This window comes from Eionea flava (assembly GCF_055393785.1).
This window is the reverse complement of record NZ_AP036018.1, coordinates 2621820-2645264: the sequence shown is the minus strand read 5'-3', so window position 1 is coordinate 2645264 and position 23445 is coordinate 2621820. Positions and strand designations below refer to the sequence as shown.

The window sequence follows — 23445 nt, the reverse complement described above, 5'->3', positions numbered from 1 at the left end:
TGACATTTCTTTAGTCGTTATTGATGCTCGTTTTTTTGTGAATTTTTTGGCTAATATAATGTAGTAGGTAATTGATTAAAGCCGCGGCCAATAAAAACCATAGCGCGACATAGAGATACATCCATAACATAAAAGCAGGGTCGCGCAGTACTTCAATTGCGGTATTGGCTCGCCCAACAATTTCATGTACGCCAATCACCGACGCCGTTGAAGATGCCATTAAAATAATCACAAAATATTGCGCCCAAGCGATAAGAAACATCGGTAAAGCGACAGTATTTTTTTGTTTCAATGCTGAGCGCAGATGTAAGAATTGATCTGCCGTAAAGCCAATCACTGGTACGGCTAAAGCAATAGAGGCTTTTATCCACGCTGGAAAGTGTATAAGTTCGCCCTGCCATTCAAATTCAATGGGAATGGCAAATGCAATATAAAACATCAATACAAAACTGGGTATGTTACGAAAAATGCTGGTGAGTGAGTGACAGCTTATAGCCATGTAGCCTTTTATACTGCCTCTACCTAATGCTAAGCACCAGCCCACAGCAGTGCCCGTTATCATTGCTAGTAGAGAGATGCTAATGTTAAGTGAAAAGCCTTCTAATAAACTGGGTGTCCATAAACTAAGCTCATTCAATATGCTATTCATGAGATACCGCCTGTTTAGTCAGTGCGTTCGATGTTTCGTGATTAGTCTTATGGTTAAATAACACCGCACGTTTTAAACGTTGAAGTAAAAAAATAAATAGATAAACAATCATAAAATAAAAGACAAGTAAAAAAGTCATCATTTCTAATTTACTGCCATATTCGGCAATAATTTTATTCGAGGCAGAAATTATTTCGGGTACGGCAATAACACTGGCAATACCAACCGCTTTCACAATGTTGACTGCATTCGCATTGATACCTTCATAAGCATGCTGAAAAGCTGCGGGTAATCGCTGCCTAATTGTTGTGTTAGGGAATAAATGTTTTTCTGCATTGAGTGCTTGAGAGATAAGGCTGGCATTACTAGCGCCGGCATATAGTGAGAATACAATAAGAGCTACGATTATGGCATCAAAGCGAATGCCATAATGTAAGGCGAATAATCCGCCCAGACCAAAAAAGATAATATAAAGATTAAGTAGGGGGGGCGTCATTCGAAAAATGTCATTAACACGGCTCATTAGCCATGCAATTGGAGAGGGTAATTTGTGCAGGCCAATACCTGCAGCAACACCAAATAGGAGTGAGCCAATAATGGCGCCAACACTTAACAATAACGTTAAGCCAATGCCTTTTAGTAGTGTATGTAAACTATAGCTGTCGTAAATTGGTGGAAAATCAATTCCCCAATTCGATAAAAAATTATCCTTTAATGCATCGGCTGCTGCAATGCTTTTTCGGCTTAGGCATTGAGTGGGTAGGCGGTTATCCGCTTTGCGTTGACAGTGATATTGTCCACTATCTGTTTTTTTTGTCCATTTTTTGTTTTGTTCGATAATGAATTGGCTGTGGCCAATATCCCACTTTTCTTCTAGTGCCAGTATTTTTCCTGTGCGATGCCAGTCAATAATGGCATCAGAAACCATAATGCCTAGTTCGCTGTACTGTTCCGATTTTTTTACAGCAATTGCCCAGGGATTAATAAGAATGGCAGGAAGTGGTGTTTTGAAATTCTGCCATCGAGTATCTTGCAATAAGCGTGTGAGTGCGGTGTCGTCGTAAATCCAGCCGGTACATTTACCAAATTTCAGCGCCGCCATATTATCTCGCGTTCCTTCGTATTCTTGCGCTTTTAATAAAAATCGCTCAGTAAGGTCACGGTTAAAGTAGGCATTTTTGGTTAAGCAAACAGAGCGGCCATACAGTTCAGACCAGCTATGTAATGTTGATTCTTCAGGTACAACAATTGTTGCACCGCTAGAGTAATAGCTGGGCTCTAAAATACCGGTTTGGCGTCGTCGTTTTTTTGTATCACCCATTGTCGCAATGACAATATCAATCGCCCCTTGTTCTAATTGGGTAATACGATTCGATGATGTCACTACCTGTAGACGCAGTGCTACATTTAGGCGATCGGCAATGTCTTGAGCAAGGTCTATTTCTAAGCCAGTAAGCTGTCCCTTTTCATCGTAATAAGCCCATGGGGGGTAATCACTTTTTACACCAACAACTAACTCTCCGCGCTGTTTGATCAGTGCTAGTCGACTAGATTCAATCGTTGTGTTCGCGCTAATAACACTCGAATAACAAAGAGATAGCAGTATTAAAAAGAAGAGTGGAAAACGAAAATACGAAGATAGATCTTTCATAAAGCGCCTAATAAAGTGATGATCGTTATTATGGAAGTGCTTACAGCTTTTTGGCATTCCTATGCGCAATGGCTGTGGGTCGAGCACTCACTAAAATACCATAGCCCCAGCTAGGTGGGATCATGCGTGAAATACATTTATCGAGCCAGCCGACGATCGGGTGTTTTGTGATCCAACTTTCGGGTAATACGCTTTCAGCTTGTATGCTGACGATATCGAGCCCTGCTTCTGCTAATTCTGCAGTAATGGATTTGACACTATATAAATGATACGTGAATGTAACCGTTTGCTGGTTAATGGTGCGCGAATAGCTAATATCACAACGCTGAGTGTTACGTTGCAATGCACGAAAGCGTCGTGCTTTATTTGGCACAGACAGCACTAATCGCCCATGTTCTTGATCTAACTGCTGACGTAAAAAAGCTAATAATGATTGTCGTTCATGGGCGGTAGATACGTGAGAAAGTACACCAAACAGCAATAATGCTAAAGAATACGTGCCGTTCTTGGTGCCAGAAATATATTGGTCTAATGCCTGTTGTCCATGAATAAGACTAACACGGGAATCTTGTCCATTAGATGCTAATGAGGTGGCGAGTTTTTTTAGTGGCGCACTAGAAATATCGTACGCGCTGATATGTGCGTTGGGATAAGCCGATAGGCAATGGAGGATATATCGACCTTCACCACAACCATAATCGAGAATTTTTTTGATCGCTAGCGGTTCGTGCGATGTTAACCCAGACATGGCTTGAGTAACAATTGAAAGTGTATGTTGATTCACTCTTGGGTAGCGCGCTCGATAGTAACCGGTAGAAAAATAGCAATTATAATTTTTTTCGAGGCTTTTATTCATGCTATGAGCTGACGCAAGCGATGATGTATTGCAAGCATCATCCTTTGTCGGTGCGTGTTTTGTGGTCATGATGCGCTAAATGTCCATCGTTACTATGATTTTGATGACGACAGCATACTACTGAGTCGTGAGCGGGCTATGCCCTTTGTTGACTACTAAATAGGCATGTCTACGGTAGCGCCAAACATATCTGGCGCGAATAGTAGCAGTTATCTCACGCTTGCGTGGTTATTTTTTGTGATTAATCGGCGACTCCTGAATAAGTTGATGTGCTATTTTCCCGATTATTGCGATGGCATCCTCTGTTGTACCTGTGATGTCTTGCGCATAGTTAATACGTAAGCAATGGCCAAATTTTTTGGAAGCGGTAAACAGTGTTCCCGGGGCGATACTCATATGATGTTGCGTTAACCGTTGATTGAGTTCGGTGGTGCAAATATGGTCGGACAAGGCAATCCATAGTAAATAGCCACCTTGTGGGTAGCTCATACGAGTACCGTCGGGGAAATATTGGTTGACCCACTGCATTACCTTATCGCGGTTTCTGAGGTAATGAGCTCTCATGGTTTTAATGTGGCGAGCGTAATGGCCGTTGGCAACAAACTCGGCAATGGCTCTCGGCTGTAAAATAGAACCGCAAGCGGTGGAGACGTATTTCATGTGTTTAACGTGCTCGATATAGCGGCCCGGAGCACACCATCCCGTTCTAAACGCAGGAGATATAGTTTTAGAAAATGACGAACAATATAACACTCGACCTTGGGTATCGTAAGATTTAATACTTCTAGGACGAGGGTTAGCGTAGGCTAAGTCGCCGTAAATATCATCTTCGATAATCGCAAAGTCATATTGGTTTGCCAATGCAATCAGTCGCTGCTTATTTTCATCCGGCATCACATAACCGAGGGGGTTGTTACAAATAGGGGTTACTTGCAGTACTTTAATGGGCCATTCCTCTAAGGCCATTTCAAGCGCTTCGACACTAATACCCGTTTCTGGGTGTGTGGGAATTTCTAGCGCTTTTAGAGAGAGCGCTTGAATGATTTGCATTGATCCATAAAAGCTTGGGGACTCAATCGCAATGACGTCATTAGGCTTTGCAATAGCACGCATGCTGCACGATAACGCTTCTTGGCAACCCGTCGTGATAACAATATCGTCATGATGTAGATGACAGCCTGATTGCACCATCATGATGCTAATTTGCCGACGTAAACTATCGGCACCTTGTAAGCTATCGTATGTCAGTTGGTTAATGTGTGCGTTGCGACTTAATCGCGACATCAGTTTGAGCAGGGGTTGAATTGTCTTACCGGTAACATCCGGTGTGCCTTTGCCCAGCCCAAGAATACGTTGGTGGGAGCGTCGGCTATCATCGCTATCCCCCAAGCTATCTTCCTGACTATAAAGCAGTTTAATGACGCGCTCCCATTGTGATACATCCACAGGAATTGGATTTGGGCGGCTAATATTGGGGAGCTTAGGCGCCGTGCTTTGTTGAGCCATGACATAGTAGCCCGACTTTACTCTCACCTCTGCGATATGGTTTTCTTCAAGTAAGCGATAGGCTTCTTGTACTGTTGATATGCTCACCTTATGGTCTTTGCTCATTTGCCGAATAGACGGGAGCTTATCGCCTGGCTGAAAGTAGCCACTATTGACTTGTGATGTGATGGTTTCAGCTAGTGCTTCATATAACTTCATGGTTATCACTCTTTGTCTGCTGTTGGCTGTAAATCTCGCTCTATTCTGAAGGGTTTATCGTTAAATTTAACGGTACAGATTATTTTTTAGCAGGCATTACAGTACAGTTTTACGCTAACTGTACCGTAAATATAATGATTATTGTATCTGTATTGCCTTAAAGATTGGGTTTATGCTGTCAATTATTCCGTGGCACTAAGTCGCCAGCACACAACAACATGTGTGCTTACATCGGTATTGATAGTTGATTGGCTTGAAGGAGCGCATAGTGAAATCTCCACTTTTTCTTTAGCTGTTCCATTAATTAATGAAAGCTATCGTGAGTTTTCTCGGGCGCCCTCTAATTTTTACCAGAGGTTTTTATGCAAGAAATTAACAAGAATTTATGTAAAGTAAGAACAGTCACTACGTTTGTTTCGTTAAGTCGTGATCGATCGTCTTGGAATGAAGTCATACAACAGGCATCAGACTGTTGCCAACAAATTTCAGACGTATTATTGAATAAGCAATATTGTGTGCAATCTATTCGTATTGTCACCAATCCTTTTGGCGAATATATTCGCACTCAAAAAATAGAGGATGCACGGGAAGACCTTGGATATCTTAGAGCGTTGCTGCAGTCAATTAACGCGGATAGCGAATTGCGCTTACGATTTGCCATTGGAGAGGCGCGCACGCTAGACGAAATGCAATTGCTTCCAGAGTTGATCGCCGAATTTGGTGACCTGTGTAATGCTTGCGTCAATATAGCAATGGATGAAAATAGTATTTTAGATAATACTATGATCACTGCCTCCGCTGGTATTGTAAAGCGCATAAGTGAAATAACTCCGCAAGGCGAAGGGAATTTTAATTTCACTGTCAATTTTAATTGTCAGCCCTTGATTCCTTATTTCCCTGCAAGTTACCACCAAAAAGAATTAGGTCGGCAGGTTGTTATTGGTTTGGAAACGCCTGACTTATTGGTTCATGAATTGTCGAATCTAAACCAGCGTTTTTCTGCTTCATCGGCGTTTGACGATCAAGAAACTCTCCCGAAAAATCATAACAGTTATTATTCCGAGTGCTATAGCGTGATGCATTCTGCGTTGCAATATGTGATTGATGATGTGTCTACAATTGTGAGCGACATGACATTACCTCATCAGTTTCAGTTTGCAGGATTTGACAGCTCTGCAGCGCCCTCAAAAGATTGCGCGAGCATGACGGACGTTTATCAGCAATTGGGCGTTGAATATTTTGGGGCGTCTGGGACAGTAGAGGCCTCTGCGTTACTTACTCGTGTGTTTAAATCTATTCAAGGCGTGTCGCTGGTTGGCTTTTCAGGTTTGATGCTCGCACTCACAGAAGATAGAGGTTTAGCGGCGGGCAGCATAAATGGCGATTTCGATATTCGTTCATTGCTCACCTACAGTGCGGTGTGTGGTATTGGTTTAGATACTGTTCCGGTGCCCGGTGATATCACCGTCGAAAAATTATCTGCACTCATGCGTGATACGGGAACAATGGCATACCGACTCAATAAACCGTTGACGGTACGTGTATTTCCTGTGCCAGGCTTGCAAGCCGGAAACATAACTACTTTTGAAAGTGAGGATTTGTGCAATTGTGCCGTTTTAGCAGTGCCTTAGAAAAATATTTATGTTCAGCAATAATGATGTGGTTAGGGGTTAGCGTATGACAATTGAATATTTTATCGCTTGGTTTGCTGTGGTATTCCCATTAGTTTTTAGCCCCGGCCCGGCCAATATTGTTTTTGCGCTATCGGGTGCAAAGCAAGGGTTTAAACGATCAATTCCTTTTTTATTGGGTGTCGATCTTGTTTATATTATTTGCTCTCTGATCATTGGGTTTGGTTTAGGTGAATTTTTAAAAGCTTATCCTACCTTGCTGATTGTTATAAAAATGTTAGGTATTGCTTACCTTTTCTATTTGGTCTACAAGTTTTTAAAACCAGCAAGCAAGAGAGAGGGCGGTTCGGTTACGGTATATACCTTTTACGATGGCATGATTCTTCAAGCTTTAAACCCTAAAGGTTGGACAATGCTATTTTTAATGTTTTCATTGTTCTTAGATGGCAGTTTTGATCATACAAAACAAGTGGTTTATCTTGTCGTGATGGTCGCGATTATGAATATCTCTACACATGTCATATGGCTGTTAGCTGGAACTATGATTACACGTTATATTTCGAATCCGATAACAGAACGATGGATTAATTATGGCTTTGCATTGTCGTTGTTAGTTGTGGCGATATGGTTGCTAATAGACACTTTAATGAACCCATCGGTTGTTTTATGAGACCTTTGCACGAAAACCATTTCGCTCTCATGCGGCGTTAAAAATGTACTCAATCGGTCATTTATCATGCATAAATTCCCTCTCTCCGTGCATTTTTGCCTTGCCTGAGAGCAAAATCATCTTCCGTGCAAAGGTCTCTTATAGTTTATGCAATCTCTACACTGGTCATGCATGATTTTTGGCTGTTGTTTTTTGTTGGAATTATCTTGTTATATAAAAAGAGAAATTTATGAAATTATCCGTTAGCTTTATTGATGCATTCACTGATCGTGTGTTTAAGGGTAATCCTGCGGCGGTTATTTTACTCAATGAATGGTTGCCAGAAACAACCATGCAATCGATTGCGACTGAAAATAATTTATCGGAAACGGCTTTTCTTGTTTCTAGTAGTAGCAATGGCGCGGTTGTTTTTAACATCCGTTGGTTTTCTCCGATACAAGAAATCCCTTTTTGTGGACATGCGACCTTAGCCTCATCATTTTTCTTATTTTCTCAGCACACGAGTGATACAACTATCACCTTTTATGCGCCGGCAGTTGGCGAATTTTTTGTTGAAAAAATGAACGATGGCATGATTCGGATGAATTTTCCTAATAATAAACCGCAAAAAATTGATGCAATACCGAATGACTTAAACAATGGCTTATCAATTGCGCCGAGAGAAGTCTATCGTAATCAACAAGCCTATATTGCGGTATACGATAGTGAGCAACAAGTGAGCGACGTAGTGACTCATGGTGAAACATTGAAAAAATTAGCACCTTATAACGTATCAGTCACTGCGCCATCAACACGATATGATTTTGTCTCCCGCTATTTTTGGCCCGCAAGCGGAGGCAATGAAGATCCAGTAACGGGCTCTATGCATACCGCATTAGCTCCGTTGTGGGCAGAGCGTTTAGGCAAAAATGGCTTGTTAGCCTATCAATCATCGCCGCGAGGTGGAGAAGTTTTGTGTGAAGTTCAAGGCGATAGAGTCTTAATTTCGGGGCATGCCGTTCTCTATTTAGAAGGTACGATTTTTATCGATAATGCGCTATGTTAATGAAGGTTAGTGCAATAAAAAAACAATCAGCAGTGAGGAGTCAGTCATGAATATTAGCTTTTTAGGTCTTGGTGTTATGGGTTATCCAATGGCTGGGCATTTGCAAAAAGCAGGGCATAAGGTTTGTGTTTATAACCGTACCACAAAAAAAGCTCAACAATGGGTTGAGGAGTTTGGTGGTCGTTATGGCGAGACACCTGCGCAGGCAGTTAATGGTGCTGATATTGTTTTATTGTGTGTTGGTAATGATAGTGATGTGAGGTATGTGTTAACCGGTGATTGTGGCGTGCTTGCTACACTCGCGGCCGGAAAAATTATCGTTGATCACACGACGACATCAGATCGCTTAGCCAAAGAAATGTATCGTATAGCGGCTGAAAAAAATATTCATTTTATTGATGCGCCGGTTTCCGGCGGACAAGCGGGTGCAGAAAATGGTGCCTTAGTGATTATGGCCGGTGGTGATCAGTCGGTCTTTAATGATGCGGCTCCGATTTTACAAATTTATGCTAAATCGCTTCTCTATATGGGTGAAGCCGGATCAGGCCAAGCCACAAAAATGACTAATCAGTTGCTGATCGCAGGTGTATTACAGGGTATTTCGGAAGGCTTTGCTTTGGCCAATGCTGCTGGCTTGGATATTACGCGTGTTACGGAGGCTATTGGCGCTGGTGCGGCAGGTAGTTGGCAATTGGCCAATCGTGCAGAAAATATTAATAATGACAAATTTGATTACGGTTTTGCCATCGATTGGATGCGTAAAGATTTAGGCTTTTGCTTAGATGCGGCCAAAGAGTACGGCATAACATTACCTAATGCCGAATGGGTTGACCAGTGTTATGCCAAATTACAAGAGAAGGGGCATCGACGATCAGATACCTCGGTGCTAGTTAAGCAGTATGATTAAATCGTCATAAAATGTTAAAAAAATAATCGATAGATCGGATAGATAATTATGTTGGATGAACTGGTTAAATTACTGAAATATAAGTCATGGGCTAACAATATTACATTTTCTGCTTTGTCTAGCGTAGATGACGTTGAACTGTATAAAAACAGACAAACTCATTTTAAAAATATTCTAATGACATTGAACCATGTTTATGTCGTTGATGATATTTTCAAATCACATTTGCTATCTAAAAAACATGGTTATTCGTCAAGAAATACCGATACATGCTCTAGCTTTTCTCGATTGTGGGAACAGCAAAAAGTGATAGACAATTGGTATATTGATTTCATTTCTGCACTAGAAGAGGGGAGTATAGCCGATCAAATAAATTTTGAATTTGTTGGCGGCGGTGATGGCACTATGTCCATCGCGGAGATAGTATTTCATATTGTTAATCATGGAACGTATCACAGAGGTTTTGTGAGCGATTTGATGTATCAAATACCGGTAACTCCTCCCGCAAATGATATGACGGTTTATTTGAGGGACATATATAAAGTGAATTGATCAAGGTATGTCAAATTAAAAATAATGGCTAAATGTGCTGGCGGTAGCAAGTCAATATATTGGTAATTCTATAAAATTTTTGATAGATGAGTAATGTTATGACTTACAAAGCGCGTTTTTTGGTGGTTGCTGTTGCATTGCTGTGGGGGTTTAACTTTGTGGTGATTAGATGGGGGGTTGAGAGTATTGATCCCGCAATGATGACCGTATTAAGATTCTTTTTTACGTCGGTGCCACTGATATTTTTTGTTAAAAGACCTACTATAAGTCTAGCTGTCGTAGCGATGTACGGTGTATTTTTTGGCGCAGGAATATGGGGTTTGGTGAACCTGTCGATTGCTTTAGGCACACCTTCAGGCATGTCTTCCTTGTTATTACAAAGCAGTGCTTTCTTGACGGTATTGGTGGCAGTGCTATTTTTCGACGAGAAAATCAACAATGTTAAAAAAGTCGGTATAGGCGTCGCCTTTATCGGCTTTTCAATGGTGTTGCTATTTAGAAGCGATACCATATCGTTTATCGGTGTTGTTCTGGTTTTATTGGCATCTGTATTTATGACAATGTGTAATGTCATCATTAAAAAATACAAGCCCAGTGATATTGTAGGTTTTATTGTCTGGTCTAGTTTGTTTGTGCCAGTACCTGTTATCGTGTTTTCTTTGGGACAGAATTTTTATATTTATGGATCAGTTAGTGTTAATGACTTATTGCAATTTCCTAGCGCTAAGGCGTGGATCTCTATCCTGTTTCAGTCTTATATTACTACCTTGTTGGGTTATGGTATCTGGACGTGGGCAATCACTAAGCATGGCTTAAGCCACGTTGTGCCATTTAGTTTATTAGTTCCAGTGTCGGGCTTGTTTTTTGGTTGGGTGTTATATGATGAAGTACTGTCACTACCTTCTATTTTAGGCTCACTATTAATTTTTTTGGGCTTATTCTTGTTATCATTTTCCCCCAGCTTTTTAATGAATAAGAAAGGTGTAAGTAAAAACTCTGTATGAATGCAGCTTTATATTTATCAACCATCATTATATGGGGCACAACGTGGATTGCGATTTATTGGCAATTAGGGAGTGTCGATGCTGTCGTGTCTATTTTTTATCGTTTTGCCATCGCAGGCGCTCTGTTTTTACCACTGCTAGCGGTCTTCGGCAAATTGCAGGCAACTAAAAAACGCGACCACGTCTTTTTTGTATTACAAGGTGCGTGTTTATTTTCGCTAAATTATGCATTTATGTATAACGCGGGCCATCATATTATCACTGGTTTGATGTCGGTTATTTTTGCGATGGTGACCTTGTTTAATGCGTTTAACCAGTGGATGATTTGGCGTAACAAGCCTTCGGCTTCTATTTATGTCGCTGGTGTACTCGGTATATTGGGTTTGGTGTTACTGTTTTGGCAGGAGCTTAGTACGTCCCATAATATTGAAGAAACCTTATTGGGCATCGCTTTAGCGTTAGCCGGTACGTATTTTTTTTCATTGGGTAATATGGTATCGGTACGTAATAGTCAGCAAGGTATTACACCTTGGACAAGTAATGCTTACGGCATGATTTATGGCGCGCTCATTCTCTTTTTAGGTATGCAAGGGTTGGGTATTCCGTTTCAGTGGGATAACCATCCATACTATATTGCTAGCCTGCTTTTTCTCGCTATTCCTGGTTCTATTATTGCGTTTACTGGTTATTTGGTACTCATTGCGCGTATCGGTGCCAATAAAGCAGCATACACCACGGTGCTCTTTCCTGTTGTAGCCTTAACGATTTCAACTGTTGTGGAAGGTTATCAATGGGATACTTTTTCCATCTTAGGTTTGTTGTTGGTGATGTTGGGTGGGGTGATATCCGTGCGTGGAGAGCAGCTCAGATTACTGTGGTTGGGGTGGCGTACAAGGGCTTAGCTTATGGCTTAATTCTCTGGCTTGACTACGCGGACTGTATTTTTAATAATGCCATTAAGGGGTTGCGAACACCCCGTGAGGCTTCGGCTTAAGTTTCGCATCCATAAACCTTAAAATAACTATTTAGAGGAAGGATGCGTTATGCCATCATTCAAGCAAATATCTGTCGCTCAATTATCTCGCCTTATTGGTACTCCAGATTGTCCAGTTATTATCGATGTTTCTATTGATGATGACTTTGAAAGTGACCCTTATCTCATCCCTAGCGCTCGCCGCTATTCTCACCAATGTATTCCCGACCTTGTCACAGAACTGACCCAAAAAAAAGTTATCGTCGTTTGCCAGAAGGGGTTAAAGCTGTCTGTCGGTGCGGCTGCGTTATTGCGTGCTCATGCAATCCTAAAAGGGGGTAGCTATGTATGGTGTGATGCTTCTACTGAAGAGCATGTTCATGATGTGCTAAGTGAGTTGCCTTAGGGAATATAGAATGTCAGAAATCGATAAAGAAGGCGGTGAGTTTGCTACAGGGCCTGTTAAGGCTATACCTGCAACACCACAATTATCGCAAGCGCTAACGATATGGTTACATATCGGCTTGCTATCTTTTGGTGGCCCTGCAGCACAAATTGCGTTAATTCATCGTGAAATAGTCGAGCAGCGCCGTTGGCTATCGGAAACTCAATTTTTAAATGCCTTAAATTTTTGCATGTTGTTGCCGGGTCCAGAGGCGATGCAGTTGGTCACTTATGTAGGCTGGCGGTTGAATGGTTATTTAGGCGGCTTGCTTGCGGGTTTGTTGTTTGTGCTGCCGGGCGCCGTTGTCATACTTACACTGGCGACGCTTTATATCACTATGGGCGATGTGCCTCTAGTGGCGATGGTATTTGTGGGCATTAAAGCGACGGTGGTAGTGATTGTTGTTCAAGCACTATGGCGTGTGTCAAAAAAAGCATTGCTCTCTGCTCATCATTGGTGGTTTGCGGGTGCAGCATTTATCAGTCTATTTTTTCTGAATATTCCTTACCCCTTCGTTATTTTGGGTGCCGCATTGATGGGCGGTGTGATTTTTCGTCATGCGGTATTGTCGCCGTCTTCATTGGATGGTTCAGCCACTCATACTCCGGTATCTCCGCCGTCGTTACGCCCCCGTTTTCAGCAAACGGCAACGACGATAGTGATCGGTTTGGCTGTCTGGTGGTTGCCAGTGATGGCATTGGATTACTGGATAGGCATTCCCGTATTATCGGAGATTGCTCAGTTTTTCTCTACTCTTGCCGTAGTGACTTTTGGGGGTGCTTATTCTGTACTCGCTTATATGACACAAGATGTAGTGGCCGTTAAAGGTTGGTTAACGGCTGGGGAGATGATGGCCGGTTTGGGGTTAGCTGAAACGACCCCCGGGCCACTGATTTTGGTCACCGAGTTTGTGGGGTTTTTTGCGGCCTATCGCGAAGGTGGTTGGTGGCTGGGTGTTGTCGGTGCGTTAGTCGCCTTGTGGGTGACGTTTGTGCCTTGTTTTTTATGGATTTTTACGGGCGGCCCGTATCTAGATTGGCTGAGTGGTCAAGCGCGATTACGTGCCGCGCTTTCTGCTATTACTGCTGCAGTGGTTGGGGTTATGCTCAGCCTATCTATTTGGTTTGCCCTGCATGTGCTATTTCAAGAGATCCAACAAAATCAGTGGGTTTTATTATCGAATCAGTACGTCACGCTTAATTTGCATCTATGGCAACCGGTATTCAGTAGCATTAATGGTGGGGTGGCACTGCTCATGATAATCAATGCGTATTTGTTACTAAAACGGTGCTGGAGTGTATTTGCTGTGTTGTTGGCTTCTTCAAGCTTGGCGGTACTGATCAGCGCACTTTTCTAGCGTATTGATATAGCGTGCCATCGTTGCATTGTGAATAATCGTCTGTGCTGGGATGCCTTATTGGGGGTATAATCAGCGCATTTTTCACTTTATATATAAAGGCACGCACTTGTCCGATTACACTTCCGATACCACCACCGACATCAATCCTGCTGCTAGTTGCTTGGGCTTTGATGATTTTTGTAATTTACTCATGCCCTATGGCGCCGTGAATAGCCCTGCCGAGCTGCATGGTCTGCTTTGTGGAAAACTCTGCGGTGGCGCGCAGCTCACTCGTGATGACTGGCTACAAGCCGCGTGGGAGTTTCTTGATTTAACTGACACCCCTGATGGCCAAGCGCAAGATGAAGTCGCTATGCTACTCGATGTGACTCGTCAACAATTGACCTCTGGAATGTATGACATGCAATTGCTCCTTCCTGAAAATGACACCGATCTTGATCAGCGCACACAAGCACTTGCCGAGTGGTGTCATGGATTTTTAGGTGGATTCGGCACAGCGGGCATTGATCCGAACAAAGAATTCTCTAGCGATGCCGCCGACGCACTACGCGATATGGCCGCTATTGTTCAAGCCGCCGTGAGCGACGAAGAGGACGAAGAAGAACAAGAAAAAGACTATTCTGATTTAATCGAATACGTCCGCATGGCCGCGATGCACTTTTACGCCGAGAACCATATCGACGAAGATGATTTACCGACGTTGCATTAGCCTATAGCTGAATAATACAAATGCCCATTGCCATGCGTAAAATCCTAGGTGTTGTTTGTGTTTTTCTGCTTGTATTTGGTTTGCTAGTCTTTGTTGTGGGGCTATTTATAACGTTGAATGAGCTTGGATATTTATCATTTAGTTACGGTGCTTTACCGACAGGGAAGTCTATCGATTTCACAATGGGTTTTGCGGTAACGGTATTGTTGTCTTTCATAGGTGCTATGCAAGCAAGCGTGCTATTTTTTAGGTTTTTGTCACGATTAGCGAACCACAATAAAATAGAACTGATAGCGATGTTACCAGTAGTAATACTCGTAGTTATATTATGCTTATGGCAACTGCATGCTCTTAATTAGTTACTTTAAACTAGATACTTACCTATGACTCAAATCACCAAGCAAGAATTTTCCCGTCGCCGTAAAGCGCTAATGGAACATATGGCGCCTAACAGCATTGCAATTTTACCGGCAGCCGGTGAAAAAATACGTAATCGCGATGCGCATTACCCTTATCGCCAAGACAGTGATTTTTTCTATCTCAGTGGCTTTCCCGAGCCCGAAGCAGTGTTGGTGATTATCCCGGGTCGCGAACATGGCGAAACGATTGTATTTTGCCGTGAGAAAAATCGTGATCGTGAAATTTGGGACGGTTATCGCGCAGGTCAAGATGGCGCTTGTGCTCAGTACGGTGCGGACGATGCATTTCCTATTAGTGATATTGACGATATCTTGCCCGGCCTACTCGAAGGGCGTGAACGTGTTTATTATTCACTAGGTCGTGATCAGCAATTTGATCAGCAGGTGATGGGTTGGGTAAATAGCTTGCGGGAAAAAGCACGCTCTGGAGCGACACCGCCGGGTGAATTCTTAGATCTAGACCATATCGTGCACGATTTGCGCTTATTTAAAAGTGCGGCAGAAATACGCATTATGCGCCAAGCGGCAGAAATATCCGCGCAAGCACATTGCCACGCGATGAAAGTGGCCGCTGCAGGAAAGTATGAATATGAGCTAGAAGCCGAGCTGCTCTACGGTTTTATGAAAGCAGGCTCTCGTTCGCCGGCATACACGACGATTGTAGGTAGTGGTCATAACGCCTGTACCTTGCACTACATCGAAAATAACCGCCAAATGAAAAGCGGCGATTTAGTACTCATTGATGCCGGTTGTGAACTTGAACACTATGCGGCTGATATTACGCGTACCTTCCCCGTTAACGGAAAATTTTCGGATGCGCAGCGAGCCATTTACCAAATCGTTTTGGAGGCACAAACAGCCGCATTGACCGTCGCCGTTCCCGGCAGGCATTGGAACGAGCCACACGAGGCCTCGGTTAAGGTTATCACGCAAGGTCTATTAGATTTAGGTTTGCTCAGTGGCGATCTTGATACCTTAATCACAGAGATGGCTTATAAACGTTTTTATATGCATCGTATCGGTCACTGGTTAGGCATGGATGTGCATGATGTGGGTGATTATAAAATCGACGGTCAGTGGCGTTTACTAGAACCCAATATGGTGATGACCGTTGAGCCGGGTATTTATATTGCTGCTGACGATGAAACCGTCGCTAAAAAGTGGCGCGGTATTGGGGTGCGCATTGAAGATGATGTACTCATTACTAAAGATGGCAACGAGGTGCTGTCAAAAGACGTACCCAAAACCATTGACGCCATCGAAGCACTGATGGCTGAACCGGTGTAAGGCTTGGAATACACGATGAACCATTCATCCACGCCAACGACGCAAGATTCTCTTACAGAGAATGCTCAAAATCAACACATCGCCATAGTGGGTGGTGGCATGGTCGGTTTAAGTTTGGCGTTAATGCTGGCCAAACAGTTACCCGAATCGTGTGCGATTTCTTTAATTGAAAAAATTGCTTTTCCTAGTTCCGACACCCATCATTCATCACATAACGCGCTGCAACAGCCCAGCTTTGATGCCCGCTCGACGGCCATCAGTGCAGGCAGTGCTGAGTTGCTTAAGGCCATTAATGTGTGGCCATCACTCGCGGCTGAAACGGAAGCGATTAATACGATTCATATTTCTGATCGCGGCCACTACGCCAATACTCGCATTCATGCAGATGATTACTCGGTCGATGCACTAGGGTATGTGGTCGAGAATCGTCATCTAGGTCGTGCGCTGTTACAACAATTACCCGATACACGAGTGTCGATGATTGCACCGGCAAGTGTGGAGTGCTGCAAAATAAAAGCTGACCATGTTGAGCTAACCGTTGCGAGCGATACTCAAAAAACATCGCCGTGTGTACATGCGAGCTTGTTAGTGGTTGCCGATGGAGCTGACTCGTTATTGTGTCAGTCCTTAGGCATTGCCGCTAAAAAAACGGCATATCAACAGTCCGCTATTATTGCCAATGTTGCACTTAAACAAGTCCATAAAGGCGTTGCCTACGAGCGCTTTACCGAGCAAGGGCCGCTAGCGTTATTGCCATTGAGTGATTGTGACGGACAGCACCGCGCGGCGATCGTTTGGACGCGAAATAGCGATGTCGCCGAAAGCTTATGTCAGGCCAGCGATACGGATTTTATGGCACAGTTACAAAACACCATGGGTTATCGCGCAGGGCAAATAACACAGGTGGGCAGTCGTTATCATTACCCGCTCACATTAATCGAAGCAGAAGAACAAATTCGTTCGCGTATCGTGGTGATGGGTAATGCGGCACATTTTTTACATCCGGTAGCGGGGCAAGGGTTTAATTTGTCATTACGCGATTGCGCTGTGCTTGCAAAAACCTTGGCCGACAATCATCAAGAATCTGTGGGGGATTTGTCGTTGCTCAATCGTTATCAAACCTGTCGTGAAAAAGATCAGCAGTTAACCATTGCGCTGACCGATTCTCTAGTAAAAGCATTCTCTTCTACGACCTTATCGCATTCCGTTTTTCGACAGTGTGGTTTGCTAAGTTTACAGGCGATACCCATGGCAAAAAATCAACTGGCACAACAGATGATGGGGCTAGCATAATGTCTGTCGAGAAAAAATCTACAGATGAAGTATTCGATATTGTCATTGTGGGTGGCGGTTTGGTGGGTAGCAGTGTTGCCGCACTATTAGCGCAATCACCGAGCACTCAAGCGTTACGTATCGCGGTGGTTGATGGGGGTGATGCGCCGACATCACTAGAGAATATAGTTGGTTTTGATACTACAGAAAACCCACAATTTGATCCTCGCGTTGTTGCACTTACCCATGCGTCTCAAACGCTGTTTGCGCAGTTAGGTATTTGGGATAATATTAAGCAGCGACGTGCCTGTGCTTACACCGATATGCACGTATGGGATAACGATGGTACGGCTAACATTCATTTTTCTGCTGAGGATATTCAGCAAACGCATTTAGGATATATTGTCGAAAACGCATTGCTACAAGGTGCGGTTTACGAATGCTTAATGGACGAAGAAAATGAAGTCACAATGTTTCATGGTTTGCAGATTGAAACCATTACTCAAGAAGCTGAGCAGTGCCATCAAAAAACCGGTGACTCATCGAATATAATACTAAGCTGCAAAACCGGTGAGCAAATATCGGCAAAGCTGGTGGTTGCAGCAGATGGTGGCCAGTCGACTATTCGTCAATTAGCGGACATACCAACGCGCGAATGGAGTTATGAGCACAAGGCGATCGTCGCTACGGTACGCTCTTCGAAATCCCATCAGTTAACGGCGTGGCAAAATTTTTTGTCCACTGGCCCACTCGCGTTTTTGCCATTAGATCATCCATCGGAAAACTACTGTTCTATTGTTTGGTCGTTAGACAGTGAGTTAGCCGACGAAATGATGCAATTAAATGAAGATGATTTTTGTTGCGCATTGAGCCGTGCTTTTCAGCATCGTTTAGGCGATGTCGAGTACGTCAGCCAACGTTATTGCTTTCCTTTGCATCAACGTCATGCTGTCGATTATGTCAAAGATAATATTGTTTTAGTGGGTGATGCAGCTCACACCATTCATCCATTAGCAGGGCAGGGTGTTAATCTTGGCTTATTAGATGCGCAGGCATTAGTGGCAGAACTTATTCGTGGTGTTGAACGCGGATTGACTGTGAATGAGCCCTCACTACTGCGCCGTTATCAACGCCAGCGTAAAGCTAACAACCTAGAAGTGATGTTGTTAATGGAAGGTTTAAAACGTCTATTTTCCCATCGCAATATAGCCGTGCGTTGGTTGCGCAATGTGGGGCTTAAAAAAGTGAATCAATTGGCGCCACTAAAAAATTGGTTAACGAAACGAGCGATAAGAGACTAAATGATAGGGCGGTATTATTCATGATTGCCTGTCACTAAATTGTCATTTCTATTATGTAATCTACAACCTTATTTCATACAACATATAATAAGGTAGGTTATCAATGAGATATTATCGATGCTTTTTTAGCGGCGCACTTATTGCTGCAAGCACATTAATTTCTGTTAGCAGTACAGCAAGCGATGACTTTACTCCTCGGCACCGTATCGCGTTTAGTGAAACGGTTTCTCCTATTACATTAAAAAAATTAGGTACTTACGACAGCGGTTTGATTGATGAAAGTGCCGCAGAAATTGTTGCACACGATCCACGCAGTCAGCGCGTTTTTGTGACCAATGCAAAAGATAGCAGTGTTGATGTGCTTTCTATTTACAATCCTCGTCGTCCACATAAGTTATTTTCTTTAGATCTTTCTGCCTATGGTGAGCCAAACAGTGTTGCTGTGAACAAAGGTATTGTGGCTGTCGCTGTTGCGGCTAACGATGTGGGTGTTGAGGGTAAGGTTGTGTTTTTTAATCGGCACGGTCGTTTGCTCAATGCGTTAGATGTGGGTTTTTTGCCGGATATGTTGACGTTTTCTCCTGACGGAAAAACATTGGTTGTCGCTAATGAGGGTGAGCCGAATGATGATTACACAATCGACCCTGAAGGCACGGTGAGTATTATTAGTATTCAAAAGCCGATTAAAAAAATGACACGGGCGGATGTGAAAACCGCAGACTTTACGGCGTTTAATTCACAAACGCTGGATGACTCGGTACGTATTTTTGGGCCGAACGCGAGTGTCGCACAAGATGTAGAACCAGAATATGTGGCGATTTCTGATGATTCACAAACGGCGTATGTGGCGTTACAAGAAAACAATGCGTACGCCATTGTTGATTTGCCTTCAGCGCAAGTGACCGACATTGTTGGTTTAGGCGTTAAATCTTTCGATTCTATTTACAGCGCGATGGATGCAAGCGATAAAGATGATGCCGTTGCTATACAGCCTTGGCCGGTTAAGGGTTTTTATCAACCTGATTCTATTGCAAGCTATACGGTGGATGGTGAGACGTATTTGGTCACGGCGAATGAAGGTGATGCGCGTGATTATGATGGGTATTCTGAAGAAGTTCGCGTGGATGATTTAATTCTTGATCCATCGTTGCTTGCTCGTTTTCCTTCATTGCAAGATGAGGATCAGCTCGGCCGATTAAAAACAACCACGGCTAATGGTGATCTTGATAACGATGGTGATGTTGATCAGATATTTGCCTATGGTGGCCGCTCATTTTCTATTTTTAATGCGAATACGGGTGAGCTAGTTTTTGATAGTGGTGCTGACTTCGCACGCATTACAGCGAATCTATCGGCAGAATTATTTAATGCGAATGATAAGCGTAGTGATGATAAAGGGGCGGAGCCTGAAGCCTTAACCATCGGTAAAGTGGGTAAGCGCACCTATGCATTTATTGGTTTAGAGCGTACGGGTGGTGTGATGATCTATGATATTACTCGCCCAGAAACATCACATTTTGTGCATTACGCGAATAATAGCTTGTTAGATGGTGACGTTGATGCAGGTACGGCCGGTGATGTGGCACCTGAAGGCTTTGCATTTATTAGTGCGAAGCATAGTCCGATACGCCAACCTTTATTAGTTGTGGCTAATGAAGTGAGTGGTACGACAACGCTATATGCCATCGAGACCGTGGCTGATCGTCGCTGGAAAGGTAGAAGATAAGTGCGTTAGGTTATGTTTAGGGAGTTGTTTGATCTGACCTGATGCTTTAGCGGTGATGGATTCCGGATCAGCGAAAAGATGCTGTCCGGAATGACGACGCAATACGCTTTTGTGAGTCAAGCTCCCGCGCTATATTGAGTTTGCCCCAGTACCTTATCGCTTCGGGCTTTGATGATGTGGTCTCCTTCGTCATGCCGAGCTAGACTCGGTATCAGCTGTACATATTTATCTTTGGTTATTGCCGCTGCTGGTCAATATGTACCAACACTTGTTGGCTGAGTTGCTTGTAAAGGCCAAAGTATTCTAGGCAGTGAAAGTGGCAGTGTGGATATTGAGTTTGCAGTTGCGTTATTTGCCGTGGAATATCTTTCGTGACGTGATTTCCCTGATTAAAGAATAAGGGATAGACATCAAATCGTGTATGTCCCGCACCTATACATGCTTCGACGGCATCGGCCAGTTTGGGTGTCGCTAATTCTAAGAAACAGGGTTTAACCGCCGCATAGCCGTGGCTTTGTGTTGCAATATCTCTGGCGAGTGCTTCAAACTCTTGATTGGCTTCGGATTTTCTACTCCCATGTGCCATTACGATGAGTACGGTCTTATTACTTTTCTCAGACATCATTTTCGCTTCTTACCTCTACAGATACTTCGTCGCCGGTGATATAGGCATTAACAACTATGGGTCGGCAGCACACAAAACAATCCTCAATATATTCTTGTTCTTCTTCCGATGGATCAATCACGAGTTCGATAGGTTCACCGCAATAGGGGCAGTGGCATTTTTTTGTGTTTAACATGAACAATTTTTCTCGTTTTGCGTACAATTGCTTTGATAAATAATGATTCTATTTTTTGCCGCGATCTAGCGGCGTGATAATTAGGCATACATCGATGAAATATAGCGGCCAAGCCAATTTTTCTCACCAGCAACAACCTAAAGTGGGTGTTTTAATCACTAATTTAGGTACGCCAGAGGCGCCGACGCCTAAAGCCTTACGCAAATACTTAGGTCAGTTTTTGGCTGATCCACGTGTGGTAGAGGTACCGCGTATTATCTGGCGATTGGTCTTACATGGAATCATTTTACGTATTCGCCCGCGTCGCTCAGCGGCGGCTTATCAAACGGTTTGGACGGATGAGGGCTCCCCTCTGATGACTCATACGCAAAATCAATGTCAGGCGCTCACTCAACAATTAAAAAAGAAGTACGGTGATGACATGATTGTGGCTTTTGCCATGCGCTATGGTGAGCCTTCGGTATCTAAAACGATAGAAACCATGCAGCAACAAGGGGTGCGCCAGTTACTGGTGCTGCCGTTATACCCTCAATACTCAGCCGCGACAACCGGTTCTACGTTTGATGCGATTGCTGAAGACTTTACTCGTCGGCGTTGGCTGCCGGATTTTCGCTTTATTAGCCACTACCACGATTACCCTGCCTATATTGATGCGCTAGCAACAAGTATCGAAGCGCATTGGGCAGCCCATGGTCGAGTGGATAAGTTGATTATGTCTTATCATGGTATCCCATTGCGTTATCTTAAAAATGGTGATCCTTATCACTGCGAATGTTATAAAACCTCGCGCTTACTGGCGGAACGTTTGGGCTTGGAAAAAGATGAATATATGACAACGTTTCAATCGCGATTTGGCCGTGAAGAATGGTTAAAGCCGTACACGGATCATACGTTAAAAGCGCTACCGGAGAGTGGTGTTAGGTCGGTACAGATTGTTTGTCCGGGGTTTTCGTCTGACTGTTTGGAAACGATAGAAGAAATTGGCGAAGAAAATCGCGAATACTTTATGGAAGCCGGTGGTGAGCGCTATGAATATATTCCTGCGCTTAATGCTACATCGAGCCATATTGATGCGCTGACACAATTAATTGGTGAGCAGTTACAGGGGTGGTCGATGCCTGACGCTCATGAGGGTGAAGCCTCACAGCGCCATTATGAAGAGGCTTCGACGGATAAAGCGCTAGCATAAGAAGACTAGGGTCGCCGAAAAGTCGGTTGTAGCAGCGTGAGCCACCGTGTTTTTGTTTGGTGATATTCGGCAATGCAACGCTCTGCTTTTTGCTCTGTAAAACGGGCTTGGTGTTTAATGGCGTTGTATTGTGAAGGATTGCTACCATAAGCATGACAAAGCCTGCGGTAATAGCGTTGTTTGTCGAGGCTATGGTCGCCCCAAAAATCTTCCTTCACAAAGCGCGGTGTACGTTTGTCATTAATAAAAAATAGATCGGCTGCGCTAATCACCACATCAGCCCCTCGATCGAAGAAGTGAATCAGCATCACGTCGGCAAACGCATCCGCAGCATCTTCTTCTCTGCCTACTATCGGTAAATTATATTGGCCAATTAATGCATGGGCGAATTCATGCAAAATAACATGCAATAACACATTCCCGGTGTAAGTATCGATATGCGTCTTTTTATGAGCAAAGCGGGTGCTGCGATAGTTATCTTGAGTGTCTTTGATAAAAAGGTAGGGAATTTCGATGCGCCCGTTCTGATGCCAGATTCGCTCGTAACTACCAAATGATAACGATACGTCATCGGGCGTTAAAAAATACTGGCTCATAAACTCCATGGCCGTATGCAGAGTTTCTGATGTTTGTAAGCGCTCATAAATATCAGTCTCAATAGCCGTTGTTGGCTTCTCAAGGCTTAGAATAATATCGGCATAAACAGGCTTGGTTGCCATAACGACGAATGTTAGGGCGGCCAGCAGTCGGATTGTGTAGTTCAGCATACATTGGCCTTTTGCTAAGGGAACCTCTGAACAAGTCATGAATGGTTTTTCGCTGGTTAAAATGCACGGACTTTTCGTTGCCTACATGGACGTAGGTAATTGGCGTTAGCAGGAGCGAAAGCCATTGAATATTTTGCCAATAGCTCGCTATTACCTTCAATATTCGCTTCAAATCCCCTCATTTTATCACACCGAAAATTCCACTCAGACTTATCCAGAGGTTCCTAATACGAGAAAACTAATATTTTCTATTATACGTAGAATGTCTGAGTTGTGATGATTCTTCTACAAGTTGATAGATGCTTATGTCTATTGTTATTCATCGCTGTTGAAGCAATTTAAGGTGATCCTATGTTTGGTTTATTTAAAGCAAATCCAGAAAAAAAACTGCAGGCAAAATATGAGAAGCTACTCGAAGAAGGGATGCAATTTCAGCGTAAGGGCGATATTAAGAGCTATTCAATGATCACTGCCGAGGCAGAAAAAGTGTTAGCCGAGATACAGGCACTCAAGCAGGAATCCTGATCA

23 protein-coding genes are annotated in these 23445 nt (G+C 43.4%); 16 read left to right on the top strand and 7 right to left on the bottom strand.

Annotated features, from left to right (window positions below; genetic code table 11):
* Positions 1-10: 10 nt before the first annotated feature.
* The 4 genes from ACZ5O6_RS11460 to ACZ5O6_RS11445 all read right to left on the bottom strand — a co-directional run bounded on the left by ACZ5O6_RS11460 (position 11) and on the right by ACZ5O6_RS11445 (position 4860).
* Positions 11-649, bottom strand: a complete 639-nt coding sequence (locus tag ACZ5O6_RS11460) for a hypothetical protein (protein WP_447091420.1) — start codon at positions 647-649, stop codon at positions 11-13.
* Positions 642-2300: an ABC transporter permease subunit gene (locus ACZ5O6_RS11455; RefSeq protein ID WP_447091421.1), complete on the bottom strand. Its 1659-nt coding sequence runs from the start codon at positions 2298-2300 to the stop codon at positions 642-644. Before ACZ5O6_RS11455 ends, ACZ5O6_RS11460 begins: the two co-directional genes overlap by 8 nt.
* A 40-nt stretch (positions 2301-2340) precedes the next feature.
* The gene (locus tag ACZ5O6_RS11450) at positions 2341-3225 is read right to left on the bottom strand and encodes a class I SAM-dependent methyltransferase (RefSeq protein WP_447091422.1); all 885 of its coding nucleotides are present in this window, start codon (positions 3223-3225) and stop codon (positions 2341-2343) included.
* A 159-nt stretch (positions 3226-3384) separates the two neighbouring features.
* Entirely contained in the window at positions 3385-4860 is a 1476-nt protein-coding gene (locus ACZ5O6_RS11445; RefSeq protein ID WP_447091423.1) for an aminotransferase-like domain-containing protein, read from the bottom strand.
* Between the two features lie 362 nt (positions 4861-5222).
* Between ACZ5O6_RS11445 and ACZ5O6_RS11440 the strand changes: the two genes are divergently transcribed.
* The 14 genes from ACZ5O6_RS11440 (at position 5223) to ACZ5O6_RS11375 (ending at position 20161) form a co-directional block, all read left to right on the top strand.
* Positions 5223-6491: a DUF711 family protein gene (locus ACZ5O6_RS11440; protein ID WP_447091424.1), complete on the top strand. Its 1269-nt coding sequence runs from the start codon at positions 5223-5225 to the stop codon at positions 6489-6491.
* Positions 6492-6537: 46 nt separating this feature from the next.
* Positions 6538-7161 carry a LysE family translocator gene (locus ACZ5O6_RS11435; RefSeq protein ID WP_447091425.1) on the top strand — a complete coding sequence of 208 codons (624 nt, stop codon included), beginning with the start codon at positions 6538-6540 and terminating at the stop codon, positions 7159-7161.
* A gap of 229 nt (positions 7162-7390) precedes the next feature.
* Positions 7391-8206, top strand: a complete 816-nt coding sequence (locus ACZ5O6_RS11430; protein WP_447091426.1) for a PhzF family phenazine biosynthesis protein — start codon at positions 7391-7393, stop codon at positions 8204-8206.
* A 46-nt stretch (positions 8207-8252) separates the two neighbouring features.
* Positions 8253-9113 carry an NAD(P)-dependent oxidoreductase gene (locus ACZ5O6_RS11425; RefSeq protein ID WP_447091427.1) on the top strand — a complete coding sequence of 287 codons (861 nt, stop codon included), beginning with the start codon at positions 8253-8255 and terminating at the stop codon, positions 9111-9113.
* Between the two features lie 48 nt (positions 9114-9161).
* Positions 9162-9665 carry a DinB family protein gene (locus ACZ5O6_RS11420; protein ID WP_447091428.1) on the top strand — a complete coding sequence of 168 codons (504 nt, stop codon included), beginning with the start codon at positions 9162-9164 and terminating at the stop codon, positions 9663-9665.
* A 98-nt stretch (positions 9666-9763) separates the two neighbouring features.
* A complete protein-coding gene (locus ACZ5O6_RS11415; protein ID WP_447091429.1) occupies positions 9764-10669 on the top strand; it encodes an EamA family transporter in 906 nt (301 codons plus the stop codon).
* Positions 10666-11571 (top strand): DMT family transporter, encoded by a 906-nt coding sequence (locus ACZ5O6_RS11410; protein ID WP_447091430.1) that lies wholly within the window; start codon positions 10666-10668, stop codon positions 11569-11571. Before ACZ5O6_RS11415 ends, ACZ5O6_RS11410 begins: the two co-directional genes overlap by 4 nt.
* 141 nt (positions 11572-11712) lie before the next feature.
* Positions 11713-12048, top strand: a complete 336-nt coding sequence (locus ACZ5O6_RS11405; protein WP_447091431.1) for a rhodanese-like domain-containing protein — start codon at positions 11713-11715, stop codon at positions 12046-12048.
* 10 nt (positions 12049-12058) lie between these two features.
* Entirely contained in the window at positions 12059-13444 is a 1386-nt protein-coding gene (gene chrA, locus ACZ5O6_RS11400; RefSeq protein ID WP_447091432.1) for a chromate efflux transporter, read from the top strand.
* Positions 13445-13553: 109 nt separating this feature from the next.
* Positions 13554-14156, top strand: coding sequence for a UPF0149 family protein (locus ACZ5O6_RS11395; RefSeq protein WP_447091433.1), 603 nt, complete (start codon positions 13554-13556; stop codon positions 14154-14156).
* A 383-nt stretch (positions 14157-14539) separates the two neighbouring features.
* On the top strand, positions 14540-15862 hold the full coding sequence (gene pepP / locus ACZ5O6_RS11390) for a Xaa-Pro aminopeptidase (protein WP_447091434.1): 1323 nt from the start codon (positions 14540-14542) through the stop codon (positions 15860-15862).
* 15 nt (positions 15863-15877) lie between these two features.
* Positions 15878-17155, top strand: a complete 1278-nt coding sequence (ubiH, locus tag ACZ5O6_RS11385) for a 2-octaprenyl-6-methoxyphenyl hydroxylase (RefSeq protein ID WP_447091435.1) — start codon at positions 15878-15880, stop codon at positions 17153-17155.
* A complete protein-coding gene (locus tag ACZ5O6_RS11380) occupies positions 17155-18435 on the top strand; it encodes a UbiH/UbiF/VisC/COQ6 family ubiquinone biosynthesis hydroxylase (protein ID WP_447091436.1) in 1281 nt (426 codons plus the stop codon). The genes ubiH and ACZ5O6_RS11380 overlap by 1 nt, the downstream gene beginning before the upstream one ends.
* A gap of 103 nt (positions 18436-18538) precedes the next feature.
* The gene (locus ACZ5O6_RS11375) at positions 18539-20161 is read left to right on the top strand and encodes a choice-of-anchor I family protein (RefSeq protein WP_447091437.1); all 1623 of its coding nucleotides are present in this window, start codon (positions 18539-18541) and stop codon (positions 20159-20161) included.
* A 235-nt stretch (positions 20162-20396) separates the two neighbouring features.
* Here the strand turns inward: ACZ5O6_RS11375 and ACZ5O6_RS11370 are convergent, their stop codons facing one another.
* Positions 20397-20786, bottom strand: coding sequence for a sirohydrochlorin chelatase (locus tag ACZ5O6_RS11370; protein ID WP_447091438.1), 390 nt, complete (start codon positions 20784-20786; stop codon positions 20397-20399).
* Positions 20776-20961 (bottom strand): CPXCG motif-containing cysteine-rich protein, encoded by a 186-nt coding sequence (locus tag ACZ5O6_RS11365; protein ID WP_447091439.1) that lies wholly within the window; start codon positions 20959-20961, stop codon positions 20776-20778. The genes ACZ5O6_RS11370 and ACZ5O6_RS11365 overlap by 11 nt, the downstream gene beginning before the upstream one ends.
* A gap of 94 nt (positions 20962-21055) precedes the next feature.
* Between ACZ5O6_RS11365 and hemH the strand changes: the two genes are divergently transcribed.
* Entirely contained in the window at positions 21056-22150 is a 1095-nt protein-coding gene (hemH, locus tag ACZ5O6_RS11360) for a ferrochelatase (protein WP_447091440.1), read from the top strand.
* 5 nt (positions 22151-22155) lie between these two features.
* Here the strand turns inward: hemH and ACZ5O6_RS11355 are convergent, their stop codons facing one another.
* A complete protein-coding gene (locus ACZ5O6_RS11355) occupies positions 22156-22917 on the bottom strand; it encodes a DUF4344 domain-containing metallopeptidase (protein WP_447091441.1) in 762 nt (253 codons plus the stop codon).
* A gap of 351 nt (positions 22918-23268) precedes the next feature.
* On the opposite strand from ACZ5O6_RS11355, the gene ACZ5O6_RS11350 reads away from it, so the two are divergent.
* Complete coding sequence (locus ACZ5O6_RS11350) at positions 23269-23442, top strand: DUF6435 family protein (RefSeq protein ID WP_447091442.1); 174 nt, start codon at positions 23269-23271, stop codon at positions 23440-23442.
* Positions 23443-23445 lie beyond the last annotated feature (3 nt).

What these genes read in the sequence shown, in the direction of transcription:
- ACZ5O6_RS11460 (WP_447091420.1), bottom strand. Translation starts at nt 649, where the DNA reads ATGAATAGCATATTGAATGAGCTTAGTTTATGGACACCCAGTTTATTA.
- ACZ5O6_RS11455 (WP_447091421.1), bottom strand. Translation starts at nt 2,300, where the DNA reads ATGAAAGATCTATCTTCGTATTTTCGTTTTCCACTCTTCTTTTTAATA.
- ACZ5O6_RS11450 (WP_447091422.1), bottom strand. Translation starts at nt 3,225, where the DNA reads ATGACCACAAAACACGCACCGACAAAGGATGATGCTTGCAATACATCA.
- ACZ5O6_RS11445 (WP_447091423.1), bottom strand. Translation starts at nt 4,860, where the DNA reads ATGAAGTTATATGAAGCACTAGCTGAAACCATCACATCACAAGTCAAT.
- ACZ5O6_RS11440 (WP_447091424.1), top strand. Translation starts at nt 5,223, where the DNA reads ATGCAAGAAATTAACAAGAATTTATGTAAAGTAAGAACAGTCACTACG.
- ACZ5O6_RS11435 (WP_447091425.1), top strand. Translation starts at nt 6,538, where the DNA reads ATGACAATTGAATATTTTATCGCTTGGTTTGCTGTGGTATTCCCATTA.
- ACZ5O6_RS11430 (WP_447091426.1), top strand. Translation starts at nt 7,391, where the DNA reads ATGAAATTATCCGTTAGCTTTATTGATGCATTCACTGATCGTGTGTTT.
- ACZ5O6_RS11425 (WP_447091427.1), top strand. Translation starts at nt 8,253, where the DNA reads ATGAATATTAGCTTTTTAGGTCTTGGTGTTATGGGTTATCCAATGGCT.
- ACZ5O6_RS11420 (WP_447091428.1), top strand. Translation starts at nt 9,162, where the DNA reads ATGTTGGATGAACTGGTTAAATTACTGAAATATAAGTCATGGGCTAAC.
- ACZ5O6_RS11415 (WP_447091429.1), top strand. Translation starts at nt 9,764, where the DNA reads ATGACTTACAAAGCGCGTTTTTTGGTGGTTGCTGTTGCATTGCTGTGG.
- ACZ5O6_RS11410 (WP_447091430.1), top strand. Translation starts at nt 10,666, where the DNA reads ATGAATGCAGCTTTATATTTATCAACCATCATTATATGGGGCACAACG.
- ACZ5O6_RS11405 (WP_447091431.1), top strand. Translation starts at nt 11,713, where the DNA reads ATGCCATCATTCAAGCAAATATCTGTCGCTCAATTATCTCGCCTTATT.
- chrA (WP_447091432.1), top strand. Translation starts at nt 12,059, where the DNA reads ATGTCAGAAATCGATAAAGAAGGCGGTGAGTTTGCTACAGGGCCTGTT.
- pepP (WP_447091434.1), top strand. Translation starts at nt 14,540, where the DNA reads ATGACTCAAATCACCAAGCAAGAATTTTCCCGTCGCCGTAAAGCGCTA.
- ubiH (WP_447091435.1), top strand. Translation starts at nt 15,878, where the DNA reads ATGAACCATTCATCCACGCCAACGACGCAAGATTCTCTTACAGAGAAT.
- ACZ5O6_RS11380 (WP_447091436.1), top strand. Translation starts at nt 17,155, where the DNA reads ATGTCTGTCGAGAAAAAATCTACAGATGAAGTATTCGATATTGTCATT.
- ACZ5O6_RS11375 (WP_447091437.1), top strand. Translation starts at nt 18,539, where the DNA reads ATGAGATATTATCGATGCTTTTTTAGCGGCGCACTTATTGCTGCAAGC.
- ACZ5O6_RS11370 (WP_447091438.1), bottom strand. Translation starts at nt 20,786, where the DNA reads ATGATGTCTGAGAAAAGTAATAAGACCGTACTCATCGTAATGGCACAT.
- ACZ5O6_RS11365 (WP_447091439.1), bottom strand. Translation starts at nt 20,961, where the DNA reads ATGTTAAACACAAAAAAATGCCACTGCCCCTATTGCGGTGAACCTATC.
- hemH (WP_447091440.1), top strand. Translation starts at nt 21,056, where the DNA reads ATGAAATATAGCGGCCAAGCCAATTTTTCTCACCAGCAACAACCTAAA.
- ACZ5O6_RS11355 (WP_447091441.1), bottom strand. Translation starts at nt 22,917, where the DNA reads ATGCTGAACTACACAATCCGACTGCTGGCCGCCCTAACATTCGTCGTT.
- ACZ5O6_RS11350 (WP_447091442.1), top strand. Translation starts at nt 23,269, where the DNA reads ATGTTTGGTTTATTTAAAGCAAATCCAGAAAAAAAACTGCAGGCAAAA.